This window comes from Paenibacillus sp. SRL342 (assembly GCF_984798905.1).
Genome location: NZ_OZ481790.1, coordinates 4,469,374 through 4,493,420 on the forward strand (window position 1 = coordinate 4,469,374; position 24,047 = coordinate 4,493,420).

Consider the following 24,047-nt stretch of genomic DNA (forward strand, 5'->3'; position numbering starts at 1 on the left):
CAGCACCAGTTATATAGGAGGAACGATAAATATGAGTCAAGAGCAACAGACGTTACTACAACAGAAGATTACTTTCCACGGAGCAGGCGCGATGGCTGAAGCCATCGTGCGCGGACTGATCTCCCGCCTAGTCGTTCGTCCTCAGGATATTACGATGCTGAACCGCAGCAACCAGAAACGTCAGGAGGAGCTCAGCACCCGTTATGCAGTACATACCGGAACGGCTTCACAATCTCTGGATCATCTTGCCTCCACTCCAGTCATTGTACTCTGTATGAAACCCAAAGATGCTGCCGCAGCACTGCGCGAACTGGGTCCGCTGTTATCACCTGATCAACTGATCGTATCTGTCATTGCCGGATTATCAATCCGCACGATGCATTCCTTGCTCGGTCGTAAACAACCGATCGCCAGAACCATGCCGAACACATCCAGTACCATCGGACTTGGCGCAACCGGTCTTGCCTTCTCTGCGGAGATTACGGATGATCAGCGCAGTACGGTAATGACCATGTTTGAAGCGGTTGGTATCGTGACCATCGTGCCTGAAGATAAACTCGAAGTGCTCACAGGGATTTCCGGAAGCGGCCCTGCTTATGTATACTATTTAATGGAGGCCATGATTGCCGCAGGTATTCGTGGTGGTTTATCCAGCCAGCAATCTCGTGATCTCACTGTTCAGACGGTGCTGGGCGCATCACGAATGGTACAACAAACCGGTTTGGAACCGATGAAGCTTCGTAGTGATGTGACATCCCCGGGAGGGGCAACCCAGGCAGCACTGAAAACGCTGGACGAAGGAGATTTCTTTGAAAATGTAATCGCAGCCGTCAACCGCTGTGCAGAGCGCTCACGGGAGATGGGAGCTGCTTTGGAAGGGGATTTAAAATGAATAACATGTGTACAGCCACATATCGGCTGCATGATGATCATGCAGACTTTCGCAAGAAAGCTCAGTCCATCGCGATTGGCATGACCGTGGGTAGCTGGACGGAGTTGCCACAAGCCCAGCGTGAAGCGATGCAGAAACATCTGGGCGAAGTCATCAGCGTAGAAGTCCATGAAGCTGAAGGAATGGCTGCGGGTGAGCGTTACGCTGATATTACCATTGGATATCCTGATGTTAACTTCAGCCGTGATATCCCTGCCCTGCTCGTGACGGTCTTTGGCAAAATCTCAATGGATGGCCGGATCAAACTAACAAAGCTTGGTTTCTCGGATGGCTTCCTCAGTGCATTCCCTGGACCCAAGTTTGGACTGAATGGTGTTCGTGATCTGCTTGGTGTGCATGATCGTCCACTGTTAATGAGTATCTTTAAGTCAGTTATTGGGCTAAATGCAGACGAACTGCGTGAACAATTTATTCGTCAGGCTCTTGGTGGCGTTGATCTGATCAAGGACGATGAAATTCTGTTCGAGAATAAATTGACACCCATCGAAAAAAGAGTCGAGGTCTGCATGAAAGCTGCCGAACAGGCACGCAAGGAGACCGGCAAGAAACTTCTGTATGCAACCAATCTTACAGGACCTACATCTCGTCTGAAGCAACAAGCTGAACGTGCCATTGGCGCTGGAGCAAATGCATTATTGTTCAACGTATTGTCATACGGATATGATGTCCTGCATGAACTCAGCAGTGATCCTGATATCAATGTGCCGATTATGGCTCACCCTGCTCTTGCAGGTGCACTGTATCCTTCACCCCATTACGGCATCTCGGCTTCGGTTGTACTTGGCCAGCTGATGCGTCTTGCGGGTGCCGATCTGGTGCTCTTCCCTTCTCCTTATGGTTCGGTTACGATGCCGAAGGAAGAAAACATGGCGATCACGGAGCAATTACTGACAGCTGATCTGCCAGTACGAACCAGTATGCCAGTGCCTTCAGCCGGTATACACCCAGGCCTTGTACCGCTTATTTTGCGCGACTTTGGCACAGATGTCATCGTTAATGCTGGTGGCGGTATACATGGGCATCCGATGGGCACTGAGGCAGGCGGACGTGCATTCCTGCAAGCGATTGAGGCAGCCCAGCGTTCCATTCCACTCGCGCAATATGCAACCGAGCATCCTGAGCTGAAAAGCGCATTGGACCTGTGGGGTGGCGAACGATGAGAAGTGATAAAAAAACAGTCATTTTCTGTGACTTTGATGGTACGATTACCCTCTCGGACAACATCGTAGCGATCATGAAACATTTCAAGCCTGAGGGCATTGAAGCGATTATGAAAGATACGATTGAGCAGAACATCTCGTTGCGTGAAGGTGTTGGAGCTATGTTTGCTCTTCTGCCTGCGTCGCAGAAAGAAGAAATTGTGGAATTCGTGCTTGGACAAGCGGGGATCCGTGAAGGATTCAGCGAGTTTCTTGACTACGTTCGCAGCGAAGGGATCGAATTCAATGTGACCAGTGGTGGCATGGACTTTTTCATTGAACCGTTACTCGCACCATTTCATATCCCGCAGGATCATGTCTATTGCAACGGAGCTGACTTCTCGGGTGAAACCATTAAGATTGAATGGCCGAATCCCTGTCAACCTCCTTGTGAGAATGGCTGCGGCATGTGCAAAACAACAGTGATTCGTACCTTCCCGGAAGGTCAATATAATCGAATTCTTATTGGAGACAGCCTGACAGATTTTGAGGGTGCAAAGATTGCCGATCTCGTCTACTCCCGCTCCATTTTGACGGATAAATGTATTGAACTTGGTGTGGACCATGTGCCATTCGTTACCTTTTACGATATCATCGAAGATATGAAACAGAAGCAAACACAAGGAGTGCTGTAAACGATGGGCTTTGAAAAGATTACATTGGAACACAAACGTCAGGTCCTGGAAGAACTGGCTGATATTAAAGCGTTGTTTGCCGGTCGTAACTGGTTCCCTGGAACAAGTGGCAATCTGTCGATGCGTGTAGGAGACTTTGATCCGGAGCAATTTTATTTTGCGGTTACCGCCTCAGGCAAAGACAAATCTCTTCGCACACCGGAAGACTTCCTTTTTGTGGACAAACACGGCAAAGCGATTGAGACAACAACGTTGAAACCAAGTGCCGAAACGTTGATTCACTGTGAAATCTATCGTTTGACCGGTTGTGGTGCTGTATTCCACGTGCATACCGTGTTTAACAACCTGATTAGCGAATTTTTTGGAGCAGATGGACACGTACCGATTCAAGGTATTGAATTGATCAAGGCTTTCAACATCTGGGAAGAAAATACGGAGATTCGTGTACCTGTCCTTCCTAACTTTGCAGATATTCCATCTATCGCTGAATTGGTGCCAGGTGTACTTGATGCCAACGTACCAGGGATCTTACTTCGGAACCACGGCATATATGCGTGGGGTAAAGATGCTTTTGAAGCGAAACGTCATCTGGAAGCGTTCGAATTCCTGTTCGAAGTGATGTACCGTCAACTTCTGCTGAAGGGCGCTACGAAATAGCAATCATTTATTCGAAATCAAAGCTGCACAACCAAAAACACGCCAGAGGCTGATATACATAGCCCTTGGCGTGTTTTTGTTGTGGGATAACAGCGATTGAAAGGTTGCTCTGTCATCGTAGTGTCAGTGTAAATAATCTTTAGGTCACTCTACAGTCGATCATCCCGATCCTTGAATAAAAAGAGACTGTCTGCTCCCTCATCATTTCGATGAGTACCACTTTGGATACCCGTCCCCCGTTGCTTGCCAAACAGCAGTTTCAAACCGCCAAAAATGAGCAGCAAGGATACGATGACGGTATTTAAATAGGAACGTATCTCATACGTCATAAATGCATTAGGGAAGAGTTCATTCAGCTGAGGAATGACAAGACGGATCGCCAGGTAATATAGACCCAGCGCGGCAATCCCGAATCCAATCAGACGCTGATGGCGGGCCCAGTCCTTGAAGATCGGTTGATCAACCAAAGGCTCGCGTCCATAGCGACTGGAGCACTGTAGCCCGTCAAAGAAGCTGTAGAACCAGATCAACGGAATCATGAACAGAAACACCGATAAATGAAGCAGGTCCAGAACATAGATGCTGCCCAGGAACAGGAACATCAATTGCATGCCTCTTTTCTGCAATCCAAGATATAGATGACCTGCACCTGGAAAAGCAGATAGCAGCGTTGCAAGCACTTTGCTACGTCGTCCGGCTACTCTGCCCATCTCCAATTCTTCGAATAATGTCCGATCCTGCAATATCTCACCAGCCTGCTTACGGTGGACATGCTGTACCGCGTCAAACATGCAGTATACCCATATTACAGGCAGTATGAGTAGGAACATCAAAAATACCGATTCATTGGTGATCGAAGCTACAAAAACCATCATGGCAAATGAACCAAAGAACGCCATCAGGAAGGACAACCCGCGATGCAACAATCCCAGATGAAGATGTCCCAATCCTGGAACAAATGAGAGCAAAATAGTGAAGAATCGTTCACCCTCACTGCCTTTTTGGTACATGGGTTGACCATAGGGCCCCTCAGGATGGCCATATTCACCACCTGGATGTTGATGCAGCTCATCTTCATTCATCTGCTCCATAGGCCCTTGCTGACCCATGTATGCTCCCTGGTAGGCTGCCCCTTGGTGTGGAGGCGCTCCATAAGCCGCACCGTATCCCCTATAATGTGCTTCTCGGGCAGAAGGTGTACGGAGCAGAACAATAACCATATCCAGCATGCTGATCCCCCAGAAGAAAGCAGCAAAAAGTGCACCGAAAATCAATAAATCTTGTTCATTAGTGACCATGGCTAACATGAATGAACCAACAGCTGTTCCGAAGAAAAGCAATGGATAAATCACGGCTCTTGCAGCCCGTCCCCAATACATGAAACCAAGACCGGGTATCAGGTTTAATAGAAATGCGAGTAATTTGTTACGATCTGAGTGCACAGTCGTCATCCTTTCTTTTCAGGCAATGCGAAACCATTTATGGTTTAGGCTTGAGGTTATCCAGCCATGAAGTGGCTGTCTCCGTCCATTTCTCGGTGAAAGACCCTCTGTGGTCGCCATCCTGGAACTTGTGATAAGGGGCTACCTTGTCAAAAAGTCCAGATGAGAGGAAGATCAATGTCAGACAGGCTGCTACCGCATAATGAAACACTTTATGTTCAAGCCAGCGCCGGTTTCGTCCAGCGCGGGATTTACGTTGAGACTTAGAGGATTGAATGTCTTCAATCCGATGCATGACTGAATCCGCAAACCCTGCCGGGTCAGACAACGGAGGCAGTTCCCCATGGATACCGAGCGCTTCCAAATATATGTCCATCGCATCCGGATCTTCCAGCAGAAGCTGTTCCATTTGGTTCGCTTGAGTTTCACTCATATGGCCTTCAATATAATCAGTCCATTGCGCAGCGGTATACTTCTCCTGTTTACTCACGCCATTCATCCTCCTTCCAATGTTTTCGAATCCACTGCCGGGCACGATACAAGCGGGATTCCACGGTCTTCACAGCCACCTGTGCATCACTGGCAATCTGCTCATAATTTTTTTCGCTTAGATAATACGCAGTGATAATGTCACGATGCTGAGCAGGCAACTGATTAATTCGTTCGCGAAGTTTATCCTGACGTTCTTCACGAACGAGACGGGTAAGAACGTCTTCATCCCGTCCGGGCATATTGATTATTTTTTCTTCTCCACCCGGATCCTCAGCAGCTCGTCTGCCCAGCTTGCGTTTGGCATCAATCGCTTTGTGAAAGGCAATTCGGGTTAACCACGTTTTGAAACCTTCAGAACGGTAGTCGGGGAGAGACTTATACATCTGTATGAACGCCTCCTGAGCTGCATCCTGTGCTTCCTGATCGTTCCTGAGTACGGAATAGGCCACATGGTATACATGCTGGCTATACTTATCAATCAGAGTACGCATCTGGGATGTATCTCCTTGACGGATTTGTTCGATTACGCGCGCTTCATCAATAACTCTCCCCTCCTCTCCAATACTATAGACGACAGCTTGTGTGTTAACCCCTGCGTGATCCATCAAATTTTTGTAAAACAAAATGAAATCATTGCCTGAAAGGTTGATGTTGCTGATCACTCATCCAATCTTTAATCCAAAAAAAACAGGCACAGAATGACTTCTGGCCTGTTTCTTGTCCCTGTCTACGCTGGAATTAACGTCCACCATTACGAAACCGCTGTGTGTACGCCTTCGCGTCTTGAACGGTCTTGACACGATTGCGACTCCACTCAAGCAGGATTCGATCGATATACCGAAAATGTACTTTGCCTGCAAACACCGCTTCCTTCAGAGCCATGAGAATCAATTCCTCTTGATAACGGTCCTGATCCAACCAGCCGGATATCGTCTCACACTCCATTGGCGAGAGCGGACGTCCGAATTCTTTTTCGAAAATGGAGAACATGTTCCGTTCTTCCTCTTCTTTTTGAACACTGTTCGAATCTTGACGTGCTGTATTGCTGCGCTGCTGCTCCGCACGGAATGCGGCTACTTCTTCAGCAGTACATGCTGCAAGCTTGGCATATAATCCATGTAAATCATATCGCTCGTACTGGATGTCCCGTTCTTCGTCACGGTGCTCGTCAATAGCAATATACCCATCCCTCATTAGACGTTGCAACATTCTGGCAATGCCTTCAGGTGCAAGTCCCATGCGCGCCGCAAGCTCTTCAAGCGTGGGAAACTCATTGAACTCTGCCTGACGGAACCCTAGCAGTTGAATCAGAAGAAGAACTTCTGCATCTGATAGGCCAAGCTGGTGATAATAACGTAACAAGGCATACGGCAGATGGGCTGTACCCGAAGTCATGCCATAAGCTGCTCCATCCAACCAAGCTTTGGATGTAGTGTCTTCCATAGACGCTCCTCGGTTAAACATTAAGGGTACAGACGATAGAGCATACGTGGGAATGCGATTGTTTCACGTACATGATCCAATCCACAGATCCATGCTACCGTCCGCTCCAATCCCAGACCGAAACCGGAGTGAGGAACCGATCCGTATTTTCGCAAATCCAGATACCATTGGTAAGCTTCATCCGAGAGATTGTGCTCCTCAAAACGTTGTTGCATCAATTCCGGATCATCGATACGCTGCGAACCGCCAATAATCTCTCCGTAGCCTTCTGGTGCAATCATATCCGCACAGAGAACAACTTCAGGACGATTTGGATCTGGTTTCATATAGAAAGCCTTGATTCCAGCAGGGTAATGTGTGATAAAGACCGGTGTATTATACTTCTCAGCAATTGCTGTTTCGTGCGGTGCACCAAAGTCCTCTCCCCAAGGAATATCAAAGCCTTGTCCATGCAGGAATTCAATAGCTTCATCATACGTAATACGCGGGAATGGCGCTACGATGCCTTCGAGTTTGGATACGTCACGACCGATAGATTCCAGTTCTGCACGGCAGTTTTTCACCACGGATTGAACGACATGAGCGATAAATTTCTCTTGTACACGCAGACTTTCCTCGTGATCTACAAATGCCATTTCCGGCTCAATCATCCAGAACTCAATCAAGTGACGACGTGTTTTGGACTTCTCTGCGCGGAATGTTGGACCAAAGGAATATACCTTGCCCAGCGCCATAGCTGCAGCTTCCATATACAATTGACCACTTTGTGTCAGATAAGCATCTTCATCAAAGTATTTGATGTGGAACAGGTTCGTTGTTCCTTCCGCAGACGATGGTGTCAAAATCGGAGGATCAACTTGTGTGAATCCGTTACCATCAAAGAACTGCTGAACAGCGCGAATAATCTCTGCACGAATCACCATAACAGCACGCTGCTTCGTGGAACGAAGCCACAGATGACGATGATCCATCAAGAAATCAACACCATGCTCTTTAGGCGTAATTGGATAGTTTTCAGTCAGGTGAATAATCTCAACCCCTGTAACAGTCATCTCGTAACCGGACGCACTGCGAGGTTCTTCACGAATAATACCTGTAACATACAAAGAGCTTTCTTGGGTCAGGCTCTTGGCATTGTTCCAGATCTCTTCACTAACTTCACTTTTTACAACAACCCCTTGGATATATCCGGTTCCATCACGCAGCTGCAAAAACTGAATTTTACCGCTGGAACGTTTGTTGTTAATCCAGGCACCGATTGTTACGGTTTCGCCTACATGCTCGTTCACATTACGAATTACACAATTCGTATTCATGCCCATATCTCCCCTTGGTTCCTGAATTTGAAAATGCAGCGGGCAGGCTTATGCCTGTCCCCTGCACTTCCTTGTCATTCTATATTTACTTTACAGTTAGATTACTGAGAATTCAATACGATTCGGTGTGTATCACGTGCAATTACCAATTCTTCGTTTGTTGGCACAACGAGAACTTCCACTTTGGAGTTCGCTGTTGTAATCCGGCGTGGTTCGCCAGAACGAATGGCATTCAACGCTTCATCCAGTTCAACACCCAGATAAGTGAGTTGCTCACATACTTTTTGGCGAAGTACAACGGAGTTCTCACCTACACCAGCCGTAAAGACGATCACGTCTACACCGTTCATTGCAGCTGCATATGAGCCGATGTATTTACGCAGACGGTATTCGTACATTTCAAAAGCAAGCGTGGAGTTGGCATCGCCATTCTCCATACCTTCCGTAATCTCACGCATGTCACTGCTGATTCCGGAGATCGCAAGCAATCCACTGTGTTTGTTCAACATGGAGTTCACTTCACTTACGCTCAGTTCTTCCTTGTTCATTACATAAGGTACGATGGCTGGGTCAAGGTCACCAGAACGCGTTCCCATCATCAATCCTTCAAGCGGAGTCATACCCATCGAAGTATCAACGGATACGCCACCTTTAACTGCTGTTACACTACCGCCGTTACCGACGTGACAAGTGATAATTTTCAGATCTTCCACTGGACGATCCAGATATTCAGCAGCTGCCTTGCTTACGAAATCATGGGAAGTACCATGTGCGCCGTAGCGACGTACTTTATATTTTTTGTAAAGTACACGCGGAATAGCATACAGGTAAGCTTTTTCAGGCATCGTCTGATGGAACGCTGTATCGAAGACCATAACTTGTGGCACACCAGGCATATTTAATTCAGCCGCACGAATACCCATCATTGCTGCAGGGTTATGAAGTGGAGCCAAGTCGAACAAACGACGAATTTCAGCTTTGGCAGCATCATCTACCAATGCAGATTCTTTAAATGCTTCACCACCGTGAACAACACGGTGTCCAACAGCTTGAATTTCACTTACAGAATCCAGTACACCATTTTCTTTGTGAGTCAAAATATCAATGACTTTACGGATCGCTGTTGTATGCTCCAGAATCTCACTAACTTCTGTAACATCCTCACGGCCTGTCGGTTTGTGTGTCAGGATGGAGGAATCCATTCCGATCCGTTCTACCAAACCTTTAGCCAGTACAGATTCGTCAGTCATATTATACAGTTGATATTTGAGCGAGGAACTCCCCGCATTAATTACGAGTACTTTCACAGTCGGTCACCATCCTTGTCGTACTTGAAGAATCCTTCGCCTGTTTTGGCACCCAGGTGTCCTGCACGCACCATTTTCTTCAGGACTGTAGAAGGACGATATTTCAATTCTCCGAATTCACGGAACATTCTTTCGAGTGCAGCTTCAACAGAATCCAATCCGAAACGGTCAGCCATTTCGAGTGGTCCATGTTGGAAGTTGTATCCGATACGCATTGCATCATCGATATCTTCAGCAGATGCAACACCTTCTTGCAATACATGCAACGCTTCGTTAATCAGCAGGCAGATCAGACGGGAAGTTACGAATCCAGGGGATTCATAAATCATGACTCCTTTTTTGTCCGCTACTTCTTCAACAAAACGTCTGGTCTCTTCGAATGTTGTATCCGAAGTTTTCAGTCCACGAATAATCTCTACAAGATCAACCCGGGATACCGGGTGAATAAAGTGCATGCCAATAACACGCTCTGGATATTTGGTCGAGCTTGCAAGCTCGGTCAAACTCAGCGTGGATGTATTACTTGCCAGAATGACATTGCTTGGACAAACTTGGTCCAGTTGGCTGAATACTGCTTTTTTCGCATCCAGATCCTCTGAAATTGTCTCAATGACCATGTCGCAAGTTCCAAGTTCAGCTAAATGAGCTACCTTGGTAATGCGGGAAAGAATCAATTTCTTCTCCGCTTTTGTAATCGCCCATTTCTCCAGTTGTTTATCCAGATTGGTTTCGATCATGTCATATGCATGATCCAGCTTTTGTGTTGTATGCTCCACGAGAAGCACATCAAGTCCTTTGGCTGCGAGCATCTGGGAAATACCTTGTCCCATCGTACCGCCGCCGACAACTCCTATTTTTTTGAAAAACATGGTTCTGCTCCATCCTTTCGGTTCTCTATTTCTCTATTGTACCCTGTTCGCCGAAAATTACAAATTTCGACCCAACATATAATAATATCTTAGCACGAGTGAAATGTAAAAAAAAATAACCAGCATAAATAAATTATGCTGGTAGAAGGGCACTGTCACGAAATTGACAACGAAATTGTTCGCCAGACAAAACTTCCTCACGAATCAAGATGTCGAGTGAATTGTCGAAAATTGTCCGTTGTTCTTCAAGCAACCGCTTCGTCTGTTCCATCAGTTCTTGCAGAATTAATTTATTCTCTCTCATCAGTTCCTCGGTTGTCACCATATCCATGTTCACAATCCCAAGTGAAGTCAATCCGGAAGCCATCATCGTCTGCACAACATTGGTTGCCTGATCGAAGTCATTGCGTGAACCTGTGGAACGACCACCGTAGTACATTTCCTCCGCAGCTGCTCCTCCGAGTGCAATCATGATCTGCTCTTCCAGGAAGCGCTTCGTATATAGGAACTGTTCCTGTTGCGGGTTATGACGGACATATCCCAGCGCCTGACCACGCGGACTGAGTGCCACCTGACTAACACTGCCTGGACGAACAAGTTCAGCCATAATGGCATGTCCCAACTCATGAATAGCGACCCTTTTCTTCTCTTCCACACTGGACTCACGGTCTGTCTTTTCACCCATCATGACTTTATCAATAGCCAGAGACAAGTGCCGCTGTTCGATGTTCAACAGCCCATCCCGCATGGCGTATATTGCCGCTTCGTTCATCACACTTTCGAGTTGTGCACCAGAGAAACCATATGATTCTTCCGCTGTTTTCTCCAGATTAACTTCCTTCAACAGAGGTTTGTTCACCGCATGCAGTTCCAGAATATGCTTTCTGCCCTTTTTGTCAGGCAAGTCCACTTGAATGTGACGGTCAAAACGTCCCGGTCGCGTTAGGGCGCTATCCAGCATCTCTTTACGGTTCGTTGCAGCGATAACCAGAATTCTTGGCGTATCGGAAGAATAGATTCCATCCATTTCCGTCAGGAGCTGATTCAGAGTCTGATCATATTCACGCTGTTGACCACCCTCACGTTTCCCCCCGATGACATCGATTTCATCGATAAAGATAATAGCGTTTTCCTTATTTTCCTTGGTGGCACGGGTTCTCGCGTCCTTGAACAAATCCCGAATTCTGCTGGCACCCACACCAACATACATTTCCACGAATTCACTACCCGATGCTGCTACAAAAATAGAATCGGTGTAATGTGCAGCAGCCTTCGCCATCAACGTTTTCCCTGTCCCTGGAGGGCCCGTCAGCAAGATCCCTTTTAACGGGCGAATCCCGAACTTCCGGATTTCTTCATGTTTGATCAGAAAGTCAAGCGCTTCACGCAATTCCTGCTTGGCACTGTCCTGTCCGCCAATTTCTTCAAAAGTAAGCTTGGAAGGTCCTTTTTTCTTACGTTTACGTTCCTGTGCAGCGCCTACTGTAATCCCGCCACGCATTTGCATCATGAACAGCAGACCACCGACAACCGCCGCCGCAATAAGAATCGGAACAATATTAACACCAGTAAACGCAAGGAAAATAATCAACACAGGAAAAAATCCGATGGCAACTTCTTTTGTCCATTTAGGCATTAGGCCACACTCCTATCTGACCGGGCACACGCGGCAGAATTATAAACTTGCTAGCATCTCCGTCACTGAGACTGACATATACATTGTTGTCATCCATAGCTGTATTCACTTTAATCCCGTTCGTCGCCATCTTCGACAACGTTGGTGTAATTTCGGTGTACTGCTTGTTCTCCATCGCCTGGGCTACGGTAAACATGGCATCACCCCACCAGTTCTCAAGCGCCTCGTTGGAATGATCCACAACATCCAGCTTTAACGAGCGTGAACCAATCACCGTCTGTCCTTCTTTGTGAATATATTGTACCAGTCTGCCCAAATCAACATCAGGTTGCAGATCCAGTTTCAATTGTACGTCATTGCGGTTAATAGTTAATTGAACGTCATTGACTCCATCGTACTGGGTAACCATCTTTTCAATCGGATTCTGCACGGCCACCTGACGATATACAAACCAACCTCCAAACAACACAACGGCTGAAATGACGGCAGTTAAAGCAATAGGCAATACTTTTAGCTTCAAGTGAATTACCCCTCCCAGATTTTGGCCTAACCTACTGGCTTATTGGTATATACGAATATGTGCACATTGACTCCTGCGATAATTTCGACAGGTTTATTTGTTTTGAATGTAACTTTGAGTACATATCTGAGTATATCACATCGTATATACAATTTCGAAGGCGAAAATATGAATAAATTATTAATTTTAACTATTTAAATCAAAAATGTTTACAGACAACACAAAGAACCGGTTCAGTCGGATATCCGTCTGCCGGTTCTTTCATTTCTTTAAATTCTCTAGTTATGTCACTCTATTTGTTCTAGCTGTTCGGGAGGGTGTAGACCAGGTCCACCTGTTCTCCGTTGCTAAAACGATAAAAGCGATAGTGGTTATGCGTACCGTCTTTATAATACACTTGCCACACATATATTCCATTCACAACTCCGGGCATGATTCGCTTAATCTCACCGGCAGGAACTTCAGAACTGAAGCGATTGCGGATCTGCGCTTCGGACATGCCATTCTGCAGCAGCTCACTGTGTACAGCGTTTGCACCCTTAGCCGGTTGATTGTTTGCATCGAATTTAACCCAGACCATAACATCCTGGTTATCCTTATTTTTGCCGATCAGGGTCCAGTAGATATTGTCAGAGCCTTCTTTGTCTCCCCAGATGTACTTGCGCAATTCATCATAGGATGTAATGCCCAGTTGCTTCTGTGCTGCCTCTATAGCGAGCGCTTCTTCCTTGCGCTGGTCCTGCGTGACATAGACGTAATAACGCTGAAGTCCAAACAGAATCAGAACCAGTGCAAGTAGCGAAATCCATATCCACTTCTTTTTTTTCTTCAAAAGCCGAACTTCCTTTCCCTATGATGCTGTCCTGCAATTAACGAGCAAGCAGACCATCAAATGCCAATTGAGACTCACGCAAAATACGTTCTTCATCCAGCGTCAGACATTCGCCATGTTTCACCACTTGTTTTCCATCCACCCATACGTGCTCAACATCTTTGGCAGAAGCCGAGTAGATCGTATGTGAGATCAGGTCTGTATGTGGATAGAAATGTGCCTGTTCAATATCAAGGGCGATAAAATCAGCCTTCATGCCGACCTGAAGCGCTCCGGTATTGTTCAAGAAGATGGATTTGGCACCATATAACGTTCCGAGTAGTAACGCTTCGCCTGCCGGTACTGCCGTCGGGTCACCAGATACACCTTTGTGGATCAATGCAGCCAGTCTCATTTCCTCGAACATATCCAGGTTGTTGTTGCTTGCTGGTCCGTCTGTTCCGAGTGACACGGTAACTCCTGCTTTCAGCATCGCAGGTACCCGCGCAACACCGGAAGCGAGTTTCAGGTTACTTCCCGGGTTATGGGATACAGCCACATCATGACGGGCCAGAATCTCAATCTCTTCATCATTCAGATGCACCGCATGTGCAACCAGGGATGGACGGGAGAAAAATCCCAGTTTCTCTAGATGTGCCACAGGACGCAGTCCATAATCAGCCACGTTCTGCTCCACCTCACGAAGCGTTTCAGACATATGTGTATGGAGAGGAAGGTTTAGGTCATTCGCGACCTGTACAAGCTTCTCTATGTAGTCAGGAGGGCATGTATATGGGGCATGTGGCGAGATTACGGTTGTAATACGACCATCTGCCTGTCCATTCCACTCACGTGCAAACGCTGCCGACTCCTCCAGCTTCCGCAATTGCTCTTCTTTCGAGCACAGCCCGATTACACCACGTGCCAGTGCTGCTCTAACGCCGGATTGCTCCACAACTTTGGCCACTTGATCCATGTGATCATACATGTCCAGGAAAGCTGTAGTTCCGCCTTTCAACATTTCAAGCACCGATAGCGAGGTTCCCCAATATACATCTTCTGAAGTCATTTTCGCTTCCATCGGCCACATTTTTTCCTGCAACCATACTTGCAATGCAAGATCGTCTCCGTGCCCTCTGAGCAACGACATCGCTGCATGACCATGCGTATTGATCAGACCCGGCAGGAAGAACAGTCCTTTTCCATCTACCTTGGTACTATTTTTGTCTTCATCCGGCAATGTCTCACCAATATGCACAATCTTGTCATTCTCAACAACCATGTATCCTTGGACCACGTTCCATGTTGTGCCGCCTTCATTAACGGCAAATTTGCCGTTGTGGATTACCCATCTATTTGTTGTCATCTTCCTCGTCGTCCTTTCCAGTCTCCAAGTAATAGGCCAAACTAAGCAGATCCGTTGTAAAGTCAGCATGGTGAATGCGGATATGCGGCGGTGTTTTTAGAATTGTTGGTGCAAAATTAAGGATCGCTTCGATTCCGGATTCAATAAGCTGATCGGCTACATTTTGGGCTTCCGTATCCGGAACCGTGATAATTCCGATGCGGATGTTATCCGTTTTAACCGCTTCCGTCAATTCATCCATTGGTTTTACCGTCAAACTGTTGATTTGACTACCAATCTTCGGTCCATATGCATCAAATACAGCAACAATCTTCATGTTGTCTTTCAGATATGCGTTGTAGTTGGACAAGGCTTGACCTAGATTACCCGCGCCTACCAGAGCTACATTAATTTGCTGATCGATCTTGAGAATGTGACGAATTTTCTCGATCAGATAGGATACATCATACCCGATCCCTTTACGACCAAAATCACCGAAGTAAGCCAGGTCTTTACGAATTTGGGCCGGATTCAGATCCAGCCTCTGTCCAAGCTCTTGAGAAGAAACAGTAGCCACCTCACGCTGATGCAACTCGTTCAAATAACGCAAGTATACAGGCAGACGTCGTACCACCGCTTCCGAAATTTTATCCGATTTCATTCTTGCTCCCCCTTACCAAGACCACGATAAAATAATAGATGAAAAGATGAGCATTCTGTATAAACTCAAAGATAAACGTGACATTTTATACAGAATGCTCCTTGTAATTTAGGTTATAAGTTCTTACGTGCAACTGCTTTAATCGGATACGGAAATATCTAATAAAGTTTAACGCCAAACAATAGTGTCATGCAATGATGTAACGAACAAAACAACCATTATTTTTGTTCATTAGCAGGTTTTTCCAACCACTCGGTAATTCGTGGAACCATCTGCTCCGTGAGCATGTGTTCCATTTTGGGACCAGGTAATGAATATAAAAAGAATTTACCATAGTACGCTTCAATCACCCGTGTATCATAAACAATGACAATTCCTCTGTCCTTCGCTGTACGCACCAACCGGCCAAATCCCTGTTTGAAACGAATGACCGCTTGCGGCACGGACAGTTTCATGAACGGATTTTTCTTCTGTTCCTGAAGCAGCTCACTCTTGGCTTCCACCAACGGATGATTCGGTGGCTGGAAAGGCAGTCGAACAATAGCGAGACAGGTTAGGGCCTCTCCCGGGATATCTACACCCTCCCAGAAGCTGCTTGTGCCCAAAAGTACCGTTGCTTTGGCATCTTGGAACCTGCGAGTCAATTTGGAACGACTTCCACTGTCAACGCCTTGCCCAAGCAACGAGATGTCGTTACCAGACAGTGCCTCCTTCAGCGGATCATAGACCTGTCGCAGCATCTTGTATGAAGTAAACAGAACCATCATGCGTCCACGCGTAGCAATTGCCGTCTCTGCGAGTGATTGCACCAGCATATTAACAAAGTGCGCATCACCCACACTTCCCTTCACACTCGGGAAATCACGCGGAATCACCAGAAGTGCCTGATCGCGATAGTTGAAAGGTGATGGCAGCATCGACGTTAACAGCCGATTATTCTCGGAAGCTTCCTGCAAGCCAAGCTGTTCAATCATGAACTGGAATGACTTATCCACAGAGAGCGTAGCCGATGTAAGCACAACACTTTTCTTTTTGTCAAAAAACAAATCCTTAAGCTGTGCACTGACATCTACAGGTACGGCATACAGCTGGAGAGATTTACTGCGGAACTGGCCGCTAGCTTCCATCCAGTATACCGTTTTGGCATCATCCATGCGCATGAAGAAACGAAGATTCTCCTTCAATGTGGTCAGATCTTTCAACAATCCTGTAATGTCCGTGATCAGACTATCCGATTGATAATCATCCTGATCCTCTTTCACCTCAAGCAGCAATTTGTCCCCTTTGCGAACCAAATCACCCAGAGTCACATAGATCTGGTTCTCCAGATCCTGCAGCTCCTCCCATTTTGCCGGTTTCTGAGATGCTTTCAGACGCAGTGAAAATTGCCCCGTCTCTCCCGGTGAAGCATCACTTCGTTCAGGCAACAGACCGAACAAGGCATCGCTCATACGATCCCACAGTTCCTTGACCTCAACAGCCAGCGGGAACATCTGATCCACCATGGAGCCCCATTGCACTGAATTTTCATGCCCGGATAACTGGGAACGAAGCATAGGCAGCTGACCATTACGACTGTCTTTAAATAGGCGGGTCAGTGTATGAACCAAGGTGAAATATTTCATATGCATTCCAAGATGTTTACCAGCGACATCCTCCAGATGATGTGCCTCATCGATCACAAGACTCTCATAGGCTGGCAGCAGCTGATGCGCGGCTTTCACATCCGTAAATAATTTGGAGTGATTGGTGATTACGATATCAGACAACCCTGCTTCATGTTTGGCACGATGGTAGAAACATTTGCGGAACCATGGACAGGATCTTCCCAGACATGATTCGGATTCACTCTGTACGGTCTCCCAGAAGTCCCCTCCGCGTCCGCTAAGGTTAAGCTCCTCATCATCTCCGGTTTCGGTCTGCGTAAGCCAGACAATCATCTGAGCTGCTGTGAAATAATCCTCTTTAGGTGTGGCGAATTCACGTTTATTGATTTTGTGTTCAAATTTGCGCAGGCACAGGTAATGTCCACGCCCTTTGAAGACAGCAGCTTTAAACGGGAACGGAACCACTTGGGTCAGCATCGGAATGTCTCGCTCTCTCAATTGCTCCTGCAGATTGATTGTATGCGTGCTAACCATAACTTTCTGTTCTTGCTTCACACTTTCGTAAATAGCAGGCAAGAGATAACCCAGAGATTTACCAGTGCCTGTTCCTGCTTCGATCAAGAGATGTTTCTCTTCATCCAGGGCTTGCCTTACACTGCTGAACATCTGAGTCTGCGCTTCACGCTCTTCGTAATGATCCAGTGTATCCTTCAGGTTCTCCCGAACCTGGTCCATAAACTGTTCGAAGCTTACACCATCAAGGGGGTTAGCCTCCCGCTCATCGCGTGGTGCACCAATATCGGTCCAATCACTTACATTAAGAGCAAGCTGACGATAATAGGTATGTCCGTCCAGATCCTGAATCGGCTCTGCTTCCTTCTCACTGCGCATTCCGTCCAAGAACCAACCCAAGTCACTGTCTTCTGGTGCAAACAGGTCACTGAGGCGCTGAATCGTTATGAGCGGTAATTCCTTTAACTCATCCAGACACTTGAGAAGCACATAGGCTGTCGCCAGTGCATCACTGTCTGCCTGGTGAGGGCGGTCATGTTGAAATCCAAATTCGGAAGACACATAACCGAGTTGATAAGAACCCAGTGATGGGAATGTAATCTTCAGAAAATCAATCGTGTCCAGAATGCGGCCAGTGAACGGCAAATAACCGCAACGGTCGAGAGCATTCTGCAAAAAGTGAAAATCAAAAGCGACGTTGTGTCCAACAAGCACCACATCATTAAGCAGCGGAACCATCTCCATCATCATCTCTTCGAGTGAAGGAGCGTCCGCCACATCTTCATCGGTAATACCCGTTAACCCCGAAATAAACGGGGGAATCGGTACACCAGGGTTCACATAAGAACTATATATTTGAGTTATGCTGTAGTCATGATCTATGATGGCAAGTCCGGCCTGTATAATCTCACCGTCGGACTGCGTGCCGGTTGTTTCGAAATCCAATACGGCAAATTTCATTGCAATGTACGGTCCCTTCCATTCCAGTCTATGTTACAGCATAGCAAAAAAAAGGGGATTTGAAAATTAACTGACAAAAAAGCGGTGTCCCCGCCGCTATGCCAAAGGAGGGAACACCGTTTTTTGTCGCCGAATTCCCGCTTAATGAAGGGTCGTCAGCTGATTAGCATATTGCAATTTTCCCCTGTTCAACCTGCAAGCTTCCATGTTGTACAGTGGTTCGGTCAATGTCGGGTCATACTGAAGGGCCTGTGCAAAGAGTGAACATGCAGCTTCGGGATTCGCAAGCTTGGCTTGAATACAGCCCAGGGCGTTACATACAAGCCCTTTTAAGCGAGGCGAACCCTTAAGATACATGATCTGCTGCAAATGTGTCCCGGCTTCCGCCATTTGTTCCAGATTCAGATACGCGAGCGCCAGGTAAAAACGAGTCAATGCACTCTCCGGATGGTCGGTCACAACCCGGGAGAACTGCATGATCGCCTGCGGATACATCTGTAATTTGAAATAGCCCTGACCTCGACTGAAACATTCCAGATGGAGTTCAGGCAGAGCGGTAACAGCTTCCTGTTCCGGTTCAAGGGAAGCAGGCTTATCCATCTCCCGCTCCCTCACCTGGCTCATCTTTTCTTCAAACATCAGCCATTCATCCAGCATTCCGTCACTCATCCGCTTAAGCAAATTCCACTTTTGCAGCAATTCCTGTTTGTTCAGGCCTTCAGCGGAAGGATAGCTCTTGATAATTTCATCTAACATGTCGTTCATTTCTGCGAAAACATGCTGGAACATCGATGCATCCCCACCCTTGAAAAAATGGATTAGTGCAGTGACCTGTACTCATTTTTTGCTTCAAGGTCCGATTTCATTCTCCTTACCAGTCGATTACATAATTGTTGCGTGGACTTCCTGTTTCATCGTTTGTACAGGTTTATTCTGTCCATCTACAAATACAACGGTTGGTTTGTGAGTATTTGCCTCTTCTTGCGACATCATGGCGTAAGAAATGATAATGACGTTATCTCCAGGCTGCACCAGACGTGCAGCTGCGCCGTTAAGACATATGACCCCGCTTCCGCGCGGCCCTGGAATCACATAAGTTTCCAGACGTGCACCATTGTTGTTGTTCACAATTTGCACTTTTTCGTTTTCCATCAAGTCGGATGTTTCCATCAAGTCTTCATCTATGGTAATGCTACCCACATAGTTCAAATTGGCTTCCGTTACCGTAGCCCGGTGGATTTTGGATTTCATCAGTGTTCTAAACATGGGACAGTACCTCCGATTTTTGCAACCTTATATTGTCAATCAATCTTGTTTTTCCAAATTTCACCGCAAGTGCGATGAGCAGATCGTCACGTCCTTGAACTTCTTCCTGATCTGCGAGCGGCTCCAGACTTGGAAAAGCCTGAATCTCGGCGTAGTCGATAACAGCAAGCGGTGAACTTGCAATCTGCTCGCGCAGAATACGACGGATATCTGCGGCGTTTATAGCTACACCTTTATCTGCCGCTTCTTGAGCTGCACACAGTGCCTTCGACAGAACTAAAGCCTGATTACGCTGTTCTGCGTTAAGATAGACATTACGTGAACTGAGGGCAAGACCATCCTCTTCGCGAACAATCGGACAAGGTACAATTTCTACAGGCATATTCAAATCATTCACCATCTGTTGAATGACCGCAACCTGCTGAGCATCTTTCATTCCAAAAAATGCACGCTGTGGCTGTACAATGTTAAACAGTTTGGAGACTACGGTCGTTACCCCGTCAAAATGCCCCGGACGGGAAGCGCCACATAGGCGCTCCGTCAGTTTGGAGACAGATACCGTCGTTTGCGTTGCCTGTGGATACATCTCTTCAACAGAGGGAATAAATACGATATCCACTCCTTGTGAACGTGCTGTCTCCACATCTCTGGCTTCATCCCGCGGATAGCTGTCAAAATCTTCATTAGGTCCAAATTGAATTGGATTAACAAATATGGTTAATACCACGATATCGCTCTGTTGTCTGGCTGCCTGCATCAAGCTTGCATGACCTTGATGAAGATAACCCATTGTTGGTACCAGACCTACAACGGACGCACTGGACCGAATCGCTTGACGCTTCAAGCTTAGTTCCTGTCTTAACTCTGCGATTGTCCGTAATACTTTCATGAGTTATTCCCCACCTTTTCCTTGCGTTGTCCGCCGTACAGTTGATCCAGAACACCATCCGCAGCATTGAATACATGCTCTTCGGCCGGGAACGAACGATCTTTCACTTCTTTTACGTAAGCTTCGATACTGGTTCTGATTAATGTACCCACATCTCCATAGGTTTTGACAAAACGTTTGGGCGTATACGGAGAGGCGTATTGAACAACATCATGGAATACCAGTACCTGACCATCACAGCCTCGTCCTGCTCCAATTCCTATAGTAGGGATGGACAGTTCCTCCGAGATCGCCCGTGCAACTTCTTCCGTAACCAGTTCAAGCACAATGCCAAACGCGCCTGCAGCTTCCAAGGCTTTGGCTTCGTCCATCAGACGTTTTGCATCCGCTGCATCCTTGCCCTGAATACGGTAACCACCAATCTGATTAACCGATTGAGGTGTAAGTCCTATATGTCCAAGAACAGGCACGCCTGCTTGCACGACTGCTCTGACGGTGTCTGCTATCTCAACTCCGCCTTCCATTTTAACCGCATGGGCATGCCCCTCTTGCATCAGTCGACGTACACCCTTAAGCGTCTCATCCACGCTGCCATGATAAGTCATAAAAGGCATATCAGCCACAATAAACGTCTTCTCAGCACCGCGCACTACGGAACGTGTGTGGTACACCATGTCGTCGATGGTTACCGGAAGCGTCGAATTATAACCCAGTACTACATTACCAAGTGAGTCACCAACCAGGATCAGATCGATACCTGCTTCCTCTGCGAGGAGCGCTGTTGGATAATCATAAGCCGTGATCATGGTAAGTGGCACGCCATCCTGCTTATATTTTTTCATTTTCACAATATTCAACGCTTGTTTGTTCGCCATTTTCTCTCATGGCTCCTTTCTTCTTTTCAAATAAACGCAACAAAAAAAACCTTTTAGTTTTCCACTAAAAAGTCCCGAAAAGTCAAAAAAGAGTCACTTGCGATCGTCCCTTCTGTCTCGGTCCTCTTCGGCTCAGAGCAGAATCCAACAACTCACTTAAACGTATTTCATTCTTGCACTGCGGTCTGCTTATATAAAACCATTCAAGCAGAACAAAGGTTACTGTTACGGGAGTGCAATTCGGTCTGCATTAGCCGATATCGCCTCACGAACACAGTATACCAAAGTTCTGCTCAAACTTCACGTCTTATGTTCATTTTACCAGTGAAAATTCGACAAATTGTTTATGATTTCCAGGAAATCTCACCAGAGATGATTAGTGTATGTTCTCCATCGCGCTTCTCCACGATAAGTGCTCCAGAAGGGTCAAGACCGATGGCCTTCCCTTCAATGACACCATGAGGATTCGTCACAGTAATCTCTCGATTCATCGATACGGACAGGGCCTCCCATAGTGCTGAGATCACGCCGAATCCTTCTTTTTGATACAAATAATACAACTGTTCAAGCTCCGTCAAAATGGCAGCCGTTAGTTTGGTGCGATCAACGGGTTGACCCGTCTCCATCTTGAGCGAAGTAGCTATAGTTGTAAGATCTTCCGGATAATCCTCTGGATCAAAATTCACGTCAACACCTATACCTGCAATACAGTATCTGACTTCATGATCTTCCACCGTGGATTCAAGCAATATGCCACATACCTTGCGTCCATCAATCAACAGATCATTTGGCCATTTGATGCCTGCATCAGCTCCTGAACAAGCTCGAACGGCACGACATACAGCCACTCCTGTTAATAAAGTTAGCTGCGGCGTGTGCTGAAGTGGTAGATCAGGGCGTAACAGAACACTCATCCAGATTCCTTTACCCGGAGGAGAGAACCACTGTCGACCAAAACGTCCTCTTCCTCCTGTTTGTTCTTCCGCAACGACCACAGCACCTTCTGCCTGCCCTTGCTCAGCTAGCTTGAGAACATCCCCTTGCGTAGTCAGGGTCGAAGTCAACAAAACAGCCTTACGGCCAAATACGGTTGTATCCAGTGCCAATTGGAGGGCAGTAGCGTCAATGCTATCCGGCTTCGTTACCAGACGGTATCCTTTGCGGGATACGGCTTCAAACTCATAACCCATGTCTCGCAACTTGTTCACATGTTTCCACACAGCGGTCCGACTGATGGACAGATTACGGCTGATCTCTTCACCCGATACGAATCGTCCTTCTGCATTTAATAACATATGTAACAGATCTTCATGTTTGGTCATCTTGAACCACCCGCTTCACTTCTGCACTTAGTGCTGCATGCTGATTCTCTATCGTTCCAATCGCTGTTTCTCGTAACAAATGTTTCATCAGTTGACCCAGCCAAGGTCCGCCTTTGCGCTGTACCATTTGTAACACTTGTTCCCCTGTGATATCCAGCTCTTTCAAGTCATGCACAGGGATCGATTGACTCCATTCGCCTGCAAGCTCTTGAACCAAAACAACCTGCATTTCTGCCTGTTCGGACTGATTCCGCCATCCTGCTGGCAATGTAGACTGTATTCGAAGCCAATCATCCGCCGCCTGAACGCCACAAGCCAGAACAGTAACGATCCAATCGGAACGAAGACTGACCATATCCTTCTGCTCCTGAACGGAAGTATGAATCAACTGTTCCACCTGAAGAACCCCTGTTATTCGAGAACGATGTTCATTGGAGAATGTCCACTGACGTAATAATACATCTGCTTCATCCTTGCTATAACCGCCAGCAATCAGGATGAGTGACCAACGAAGCAACACATGCTGACCTGACAATTGTTCCAGATTGGATAACAACATCTTGTTAAATCGGGTCGAGCTTACCGGCGCTTTGATATGCGCAAGGGAATCACTTCTGTATAACAGCTCCAACCCTCTTAAAGGATGCGGTCCAGACATCATTTTTACCATCTCGGTACGTACCCGTTCCATTGCTATATGTTGAAGCAGGTCTTTCTGCCTTACAAGACCTTTCCACGTGTTATGGGCAATTTTGAAATCAAATACGGAAGCAAACCGAACACAGCGGAGCATGCGCAGTGCATCTTCACCAAATCGTTCCATCGCAGAACCTACACATCTGACTCGCTCTTCCTTGATATCTGCCTGCCCACCGAAAGGGTCAACGATTGTCCCAGTGACGTCCATGGCTAGAGCGTTCATCGTGAAGTCGCGCCGCTGTAAATCTTCCTTGATATCCTGAACAAATTGAACCGTAGCAGGTCTGCGGTTATCCTGATATTCGGATTCTGTTCGAAATGTGGTCACTTCAAAGTAATAACCGCCTGAACGAACGGTAACCGTACCGTGTTGCAGACCTGTAGGAATACAATCGTCAAACAGTTCCATGACTTGCTCAGGAGAAGCAGATGTCGTGATATCCATATCGTCTACAACTCGTCCCAGCAATTCGTCACGAACGCAACCACCTACCCAATATGCCTTGTAGCCATGTTTGTTTAATGTTGTGAGTACATTCTCACTTTGCATTGCCATTTCATGATCTACCTGTGTCCATTGAACCACCACATATCACCTCTTCTCTTGCCTGTTGTGGTATGCACAGTATGA

23 protein-coding genes are annotated in these 24,047 nt (G+C 46.8%); 4 read left to right on the plus strand and 19 right to left on the minus strand.

Annotated elements, in window-relative coordinates; translation table 11 throughout:
- Positions 1–31: 31 nt before the first annotated feature.
- From proC to mtnB, 4 genes are read left to right on the plus strand one after another with little or no spacing between them, the layout of a single operon-like run.
- Positions 32–892, plus strand: coding sequence for a pyrroline-5-carboxylate reductase (gene proC, locus AC4E8D_RS19550; RefSeq protein WP_221820371.1), 861 nt, complete (start codon positions 32–34; stop codon positions 890–892).
- On the plus strand, positions 889–2,112 hold the full coding sequence (locus AC4E8D_RS19555) for a 2,3-diketo-5-methylthiopentyl-1-phosphate enolase (RefSeq protein WP_221820368.1): 1,224 nt from the start codon (positions 889–891) through the stop codon (positions 2,110–2,112). Before proC ends, AC4E8D_RS19555 begins: the two co-directional genes overlap by 4 nt.
- Positions 2,109–2,786, plus strand: coding sequence for a 2-hydroxy-3-keto-5-methylthiopentenyl-1-phosphate phosphatase (locus AC4E8D_RS19560; RefSeq protein ID WP_221820366.1), 678 nt, complete (start codon positions 2,109–2,111; stop codon positions 2,784–2,786). Before AC4E8D_RS19555 ends, AC4E8D_RS19560 begins: the two co-directional genes overlap by 4 nt.
- Positions 2,787–2,789: 3 nt before the next feature.
- Positions 2,790–3,443, plus strand: a complete 654-nt coding sequence (gene mtnB / locus AC4E8D_RS19565; RefSeq protein ID WP_221820364.1) for a methylthioribulose 1-phosphate dehydratase — start codon at positions 2,790–2,792, stop codon at positions 3,441–3,443.
- Positions 3,444–3,592: 149 nt separating this feature from the next.
- Here the strand turns inward: mtnB and AC4E8D_RS19570 are convergent, their stop codons facing one another.
- From AC4E8D_RS19570 to AC4E8D_RS19660, 19 genes are all read right to left on the minus strand, one after another.
- Positions 3,593–4,894, minus strand: a complete 1,302-nt coding sequence (locus AC4E8D_RS19570) for a multi-tm2 domain protein (protein WP_221820362.1) — start codon at positions 4,892–4,894, stop codon at positions 3,593–3,595.
- 28 nt (positions 4,895–4,922) lie between these two features.
- Positions 4,923–5,375 (minus strand): hypothetical protein, encoded by a 453-nt coding sequence (locus AC4E8D_RS19575; RefSeq protein WP_221820360.1) that lies wholly within the window; start codon positions 5,373–5,375, stop codon positions 4,923–4,925.
- A complete protein-coding gene (locus AC4E8D_RS19580) occupies positions 5,368–6,039 on the minus strand; it encodes an RNA polymerase sigma factor (RefSeq protein ID WP_339304793.1) in 672 nt (223 codons plus the stop codon). The genes AC4E8D_RS19575 and AC4E8D_RS19580 overlap by 8 nt, the downstream gene beginning before the upstream one ends.
- Positions 6,040–6,115: 76 nt before the next feature.
- Entirely contained in the window at positions 6,116–6,820 is a 705-nt protein-coding gene (locus tag AC4E8D_RS19585) for a DnaD domain-containing protein (protein WP_221820358.1), read from the minus strand.
- A gap of 20 nt (positions 6,821–6,840) precedes the next feature.
- Positions 6,841–8,136 (minus strand): asparagine--tRNA ligase, encoded by a 1,296-nt coding sequence (gene asnS / locus AC4E8D_RS19590; RefSeq protein ID WP_017687752.1) that lies wholly within the window; start codon positions 8,134–8,136, stop codon positions 6,841–6,843.
- A 101-nt stretch (positions 8,137–8,237) separates the two neighbouring features.
- Entirely contained in the window at positions 8,238–9,443 is a 1,206-nt protein-coding gene (locus tag AC4E8D_RS19595) for an acetate/propionate family kinase (RefSeq protein ID WP_036671987.1), read from the minus strand.
- The gene (locus AC4E8D_RS19600) at positions 9,440–10,312 is read right to left on the minus strand and encodes a 3-hydroxyacyl-CoA dehydrogenase family protein (RefSeq protein ID WP_017687750.1); all 873 of its coding nucleotides are present in this window, start codon (positions 10,310–10,312) and stop codon (positions 9,440–9,442) included. The genes AC4E8D_RS19595 and AC4E8D_RS19600 overlap by 4 nt, the downstream gene beginning before the upstream one ends.
- Before the next feature lie 133 nt (positions 10,313–10,445).
- The gene (locus AC4E8D_RS19605) at positions 10,446–11,948 is read right to left on the minus strand and encodes an AAA family ATPase (protein ID WP_221820356.1); all 1,503 of its coding nucleotides are present in this window, start codon (positions 11,946–11,948) and stop codon (positions 10,446–10,448) included.
- The gene (locus AC4E8D_RS19610; RefSeq protein ID WP_091017992.1) at positions 11,941–12,468 is read right to left on the minus strand and encodes a hypothetical protein; all 528 of its coding nucleotides are present in this window, start codon (positions 12,466–12,468) and stop codon (positions 11,941–11,943) included. The genes AC4E8D_RS19605 and AC4E8D_RS19610 overlap by 8 nt, the downstream gene beginning before the upstream one ends.
- Before the next feature lie 301 nt (positions 12,469–12,769).
- A complete protein-coding gene (locus AC4E8D_RS19615) occupies positions 12,770–13,300 on the minus strand; it encodes a DUF5590 domain-containing protein (RefSeq protein WP_076209941.1) in 531 nt (176 codons plus the stop codon).
- 37 nt (positions 13,301–13,337) lie between these two features.
- A complete protein-coding gene (locus tag AC4E8D_RS19620; RefSeq protein ID WP_221820354.1) occupies positions 13,338–14,645 on the minus strand; it encodes an amidohydrolase in 1,308 nt (435 codons plus the stop codon).
- A complete protein-coding gene (locus tag AC4E8D_RS19625) occupies positions 14,632–15,285 on the minus strand; it encodes a redox-sensing transcriptional repressor Rex (RefSeq protein ID WP_076209939.1) in 654 nt (217 codons plus the stop codon). The genes AC4E8D_RS19620 and AC4E8D_RS19625 overlap by 14 nt, the downstream gene beginning before the upstream one ends.
- Before the next feature lie 218 nt (positions 15,286–15,503).
- The gene (gene dinG / locus AC4E8D_RS19630; RefSeq protein WP_221820352.1) at positions 15,504–18,365 is read right to left on the minus strand and encodes an ATP-dependent DNA helicase DinG; all 2,862 of its coding nucleotides are present in this window, start codon (positions 18,363–18,365) and stop codon (positions 15,504–15,506) included.
- 141 nt (positions 18,366–18,506) lie between these two features.
- Positions 18,507–19,130: a tetratricopeptide repeat protein gene (locus tag AC4E8D_RS19635; protein ID WP_313771433.1), complete on the minus strand. Its 624-nt coding sequence runs from the start codon at positions 19,128–19,130 to the stop codon at positions 18,507–18,509.
- Between the two features lie 117 nt (positions 19,131–19,247).
- Positions 19,248–19,631: an aspartate 1-decarboxylase gene (gene panD / locus AC4E8D_RS19640; RefSeq protein WP_017687742.1), complete on the minus strand. Its 384-nt coding sequence runs from the start codon at positions 19,629–19,631 to the stop codon at positions 19,248–19,250.
- A complete protein-coding gene (gene panC / locus AC4E8D_RS19645) occupies positions 19,624–20,520 on the minus strand; it encodes a pantoate--beta-alanine ligase (RefSeq protein ID WP_221820350.1) in 897 nt (298 codons plus the stop codon). The genes panD and panC overlap by 8 nt, the downstream gene beginning before the upstream one ends.
- On the minus strand, positions 20,517–21,395 hold the full coding sequence (gene panB / locus AC4E8D_RS19650) for a 3-methyl-2-oxobutanoate hydroxymethyltransferase (RefSeq protein WP_339304799.1): 879 nt from the start codon (positions 21,393–21,395) through the stop codon (positions 20,517–20,519). Before panB ends, panC begins: the two co-directional genes overlap by 4 nt.
- A gap of 344 nt (positions 21,396–21,739) precedes the next feature.
- Entirely contained in the window at positions 21,740–22,717 is a 978-nt protein-coding gene (locus AC4E8D_RS19655; RefSeq protein WP_221820345.1) for a biotin--[acetyl-CoA-carboxylase] ligase, read from the minus strand.
- Positions 22,704–24,002, minus strand: coding sequence for a CCA tRNA nucleotidyltransferase (locus AC4E8D_RS19660; protein ID WP_313771432.1), 1,299 nt, complete (start codon positions 24,000–24,002; stop codon positions 22,704–22,706). Before AC4E8D_RS19660 ends, AC4E8D_RS19655 begins: the two co-directional genes overlap by 14 nt.
- Between the last annotated feature and the right edge of the window lie 45 nt (positions 24,003–24,047).

Excerpts from the sequence above, each read along its gene's own strand:
- panC (WP_221820350.1), bottom strand. The coding sequence starts at position 20,520 with ATGAAAGTATTACGGACAATCGCAGAGTTAAGACAGGAACTAAGCTTG.
- AC4E8D_RS19585 (WP_221820358.1), bottom strand. The coding sequence starts at position 6,820 with ATGGAAGACACTACATCCAAAGCTTGGTTGGATGGAGCAGCTTATGGC.
- AC4E8D_RS19570 (WP_221820362.1), bottom strand. The coding sequence starts at position 4,894 with ATGACGACTGTGCACTCAGATCGTAACAAATTACTCGCATTTCTATTA.
- proC (WP_221820371.1), top strand. The coding sequence starts at position 32 with ATGAGTCAAGAGCAACAGACGTTACTACAACAGAAGATTACTTTCCAC.
- panB (WP_339304799.1), bottom strand. The coding sequence starts at position 21,395 with ATGGCGAACAAACAAGCGTTGAATATTGTGAAAATGAAAAAATATAAG.
- AC4E8D_RS19655 (WP_221820345.1), bottom strand. The coding sequence starts at position 22,717 with ATGACCAAACATGAAGATCTGTTACATATGTTATTAAATGCAGAAGGA.
- mtnB (WP_221820364.1), top strand. The coding sequence starts at position 2,790 with ATGGGCTTTGAAAAGATTACATTGGAACACAAACGTCAGGTCCTGGAA.
- AC4E8D_RS19620 (WP_221820354.1), bottom strand. The coding sequence starts at position 14,645 with ATGACAACAAATAGATGGGTAATCCACAACGGCAAATTTGCCGTTAAT.
- AC4E8D_RS19555 (WP_221820368.1), top strand. The coding sequence starts at position 889 with ATGAATAACATGTGTACAGCCACATATCGGCTGCATGATGATCATGCA.
- asnS (WP_017687752.1), bottom strand. The coding sequence starts at position 8,136 with ATGAATACGAATTGTGTAATTCGTAATGTGAACGAGCATGTAGGCGAA.
- dinG (WP_221820352.1), bottom strand. The coding sequence starts at position 18,365 with ATGAAATTTGCCGTATTGGATTTCGAAACAACCGGCACGCAGTCCGAC.
- AC4E8D_RS19625 (WP_076209939.1), bottom strand. The coding sequence starts at position 15,285 with ATGAAATCGGATAAAATTTCGGAAGCGGTGGTACGACGTCTGCCTGTA.
- panD (WP_017687742.1), bottom strand. The coding sequence starts at position 19,631 with ATGTTTAGAACACTGATGAAATCCAAAATCCACCGGGCTACGGTAACG.
- AC4E8D_RS19600 (WP_017687750.1), bottom strand. The coding sequence starts at position 10,312 with ATGTTTTTCAAAAAAATAGGAGTTGTCGGCGGCGGTACGATGGGACAA.
- AC4E8D_RS19560 (WP_221820366.1), top strand. The coding sequence starts at position 2,109 with ATGAGAAGTGATAAAAAAACAGTCATTTTCTGTGACTTTGATGGTACG.
- AC4E8D_RS19605 (WP_221820356.1), bottom strand. The coding sequence starts at position 11,948 with ATGCCTAAATGGACAAAAGAAGTTGCCATCGGATTTTTTCCTGTGTTG.
- AC4E8D_RS19635 (WP_313771433.1), bottom strand. The coding sequence starts at position 19,130 with ATGAACGACATGTTAGATGAAATTATCAAGAGCTATCCTTCCGCTGAA.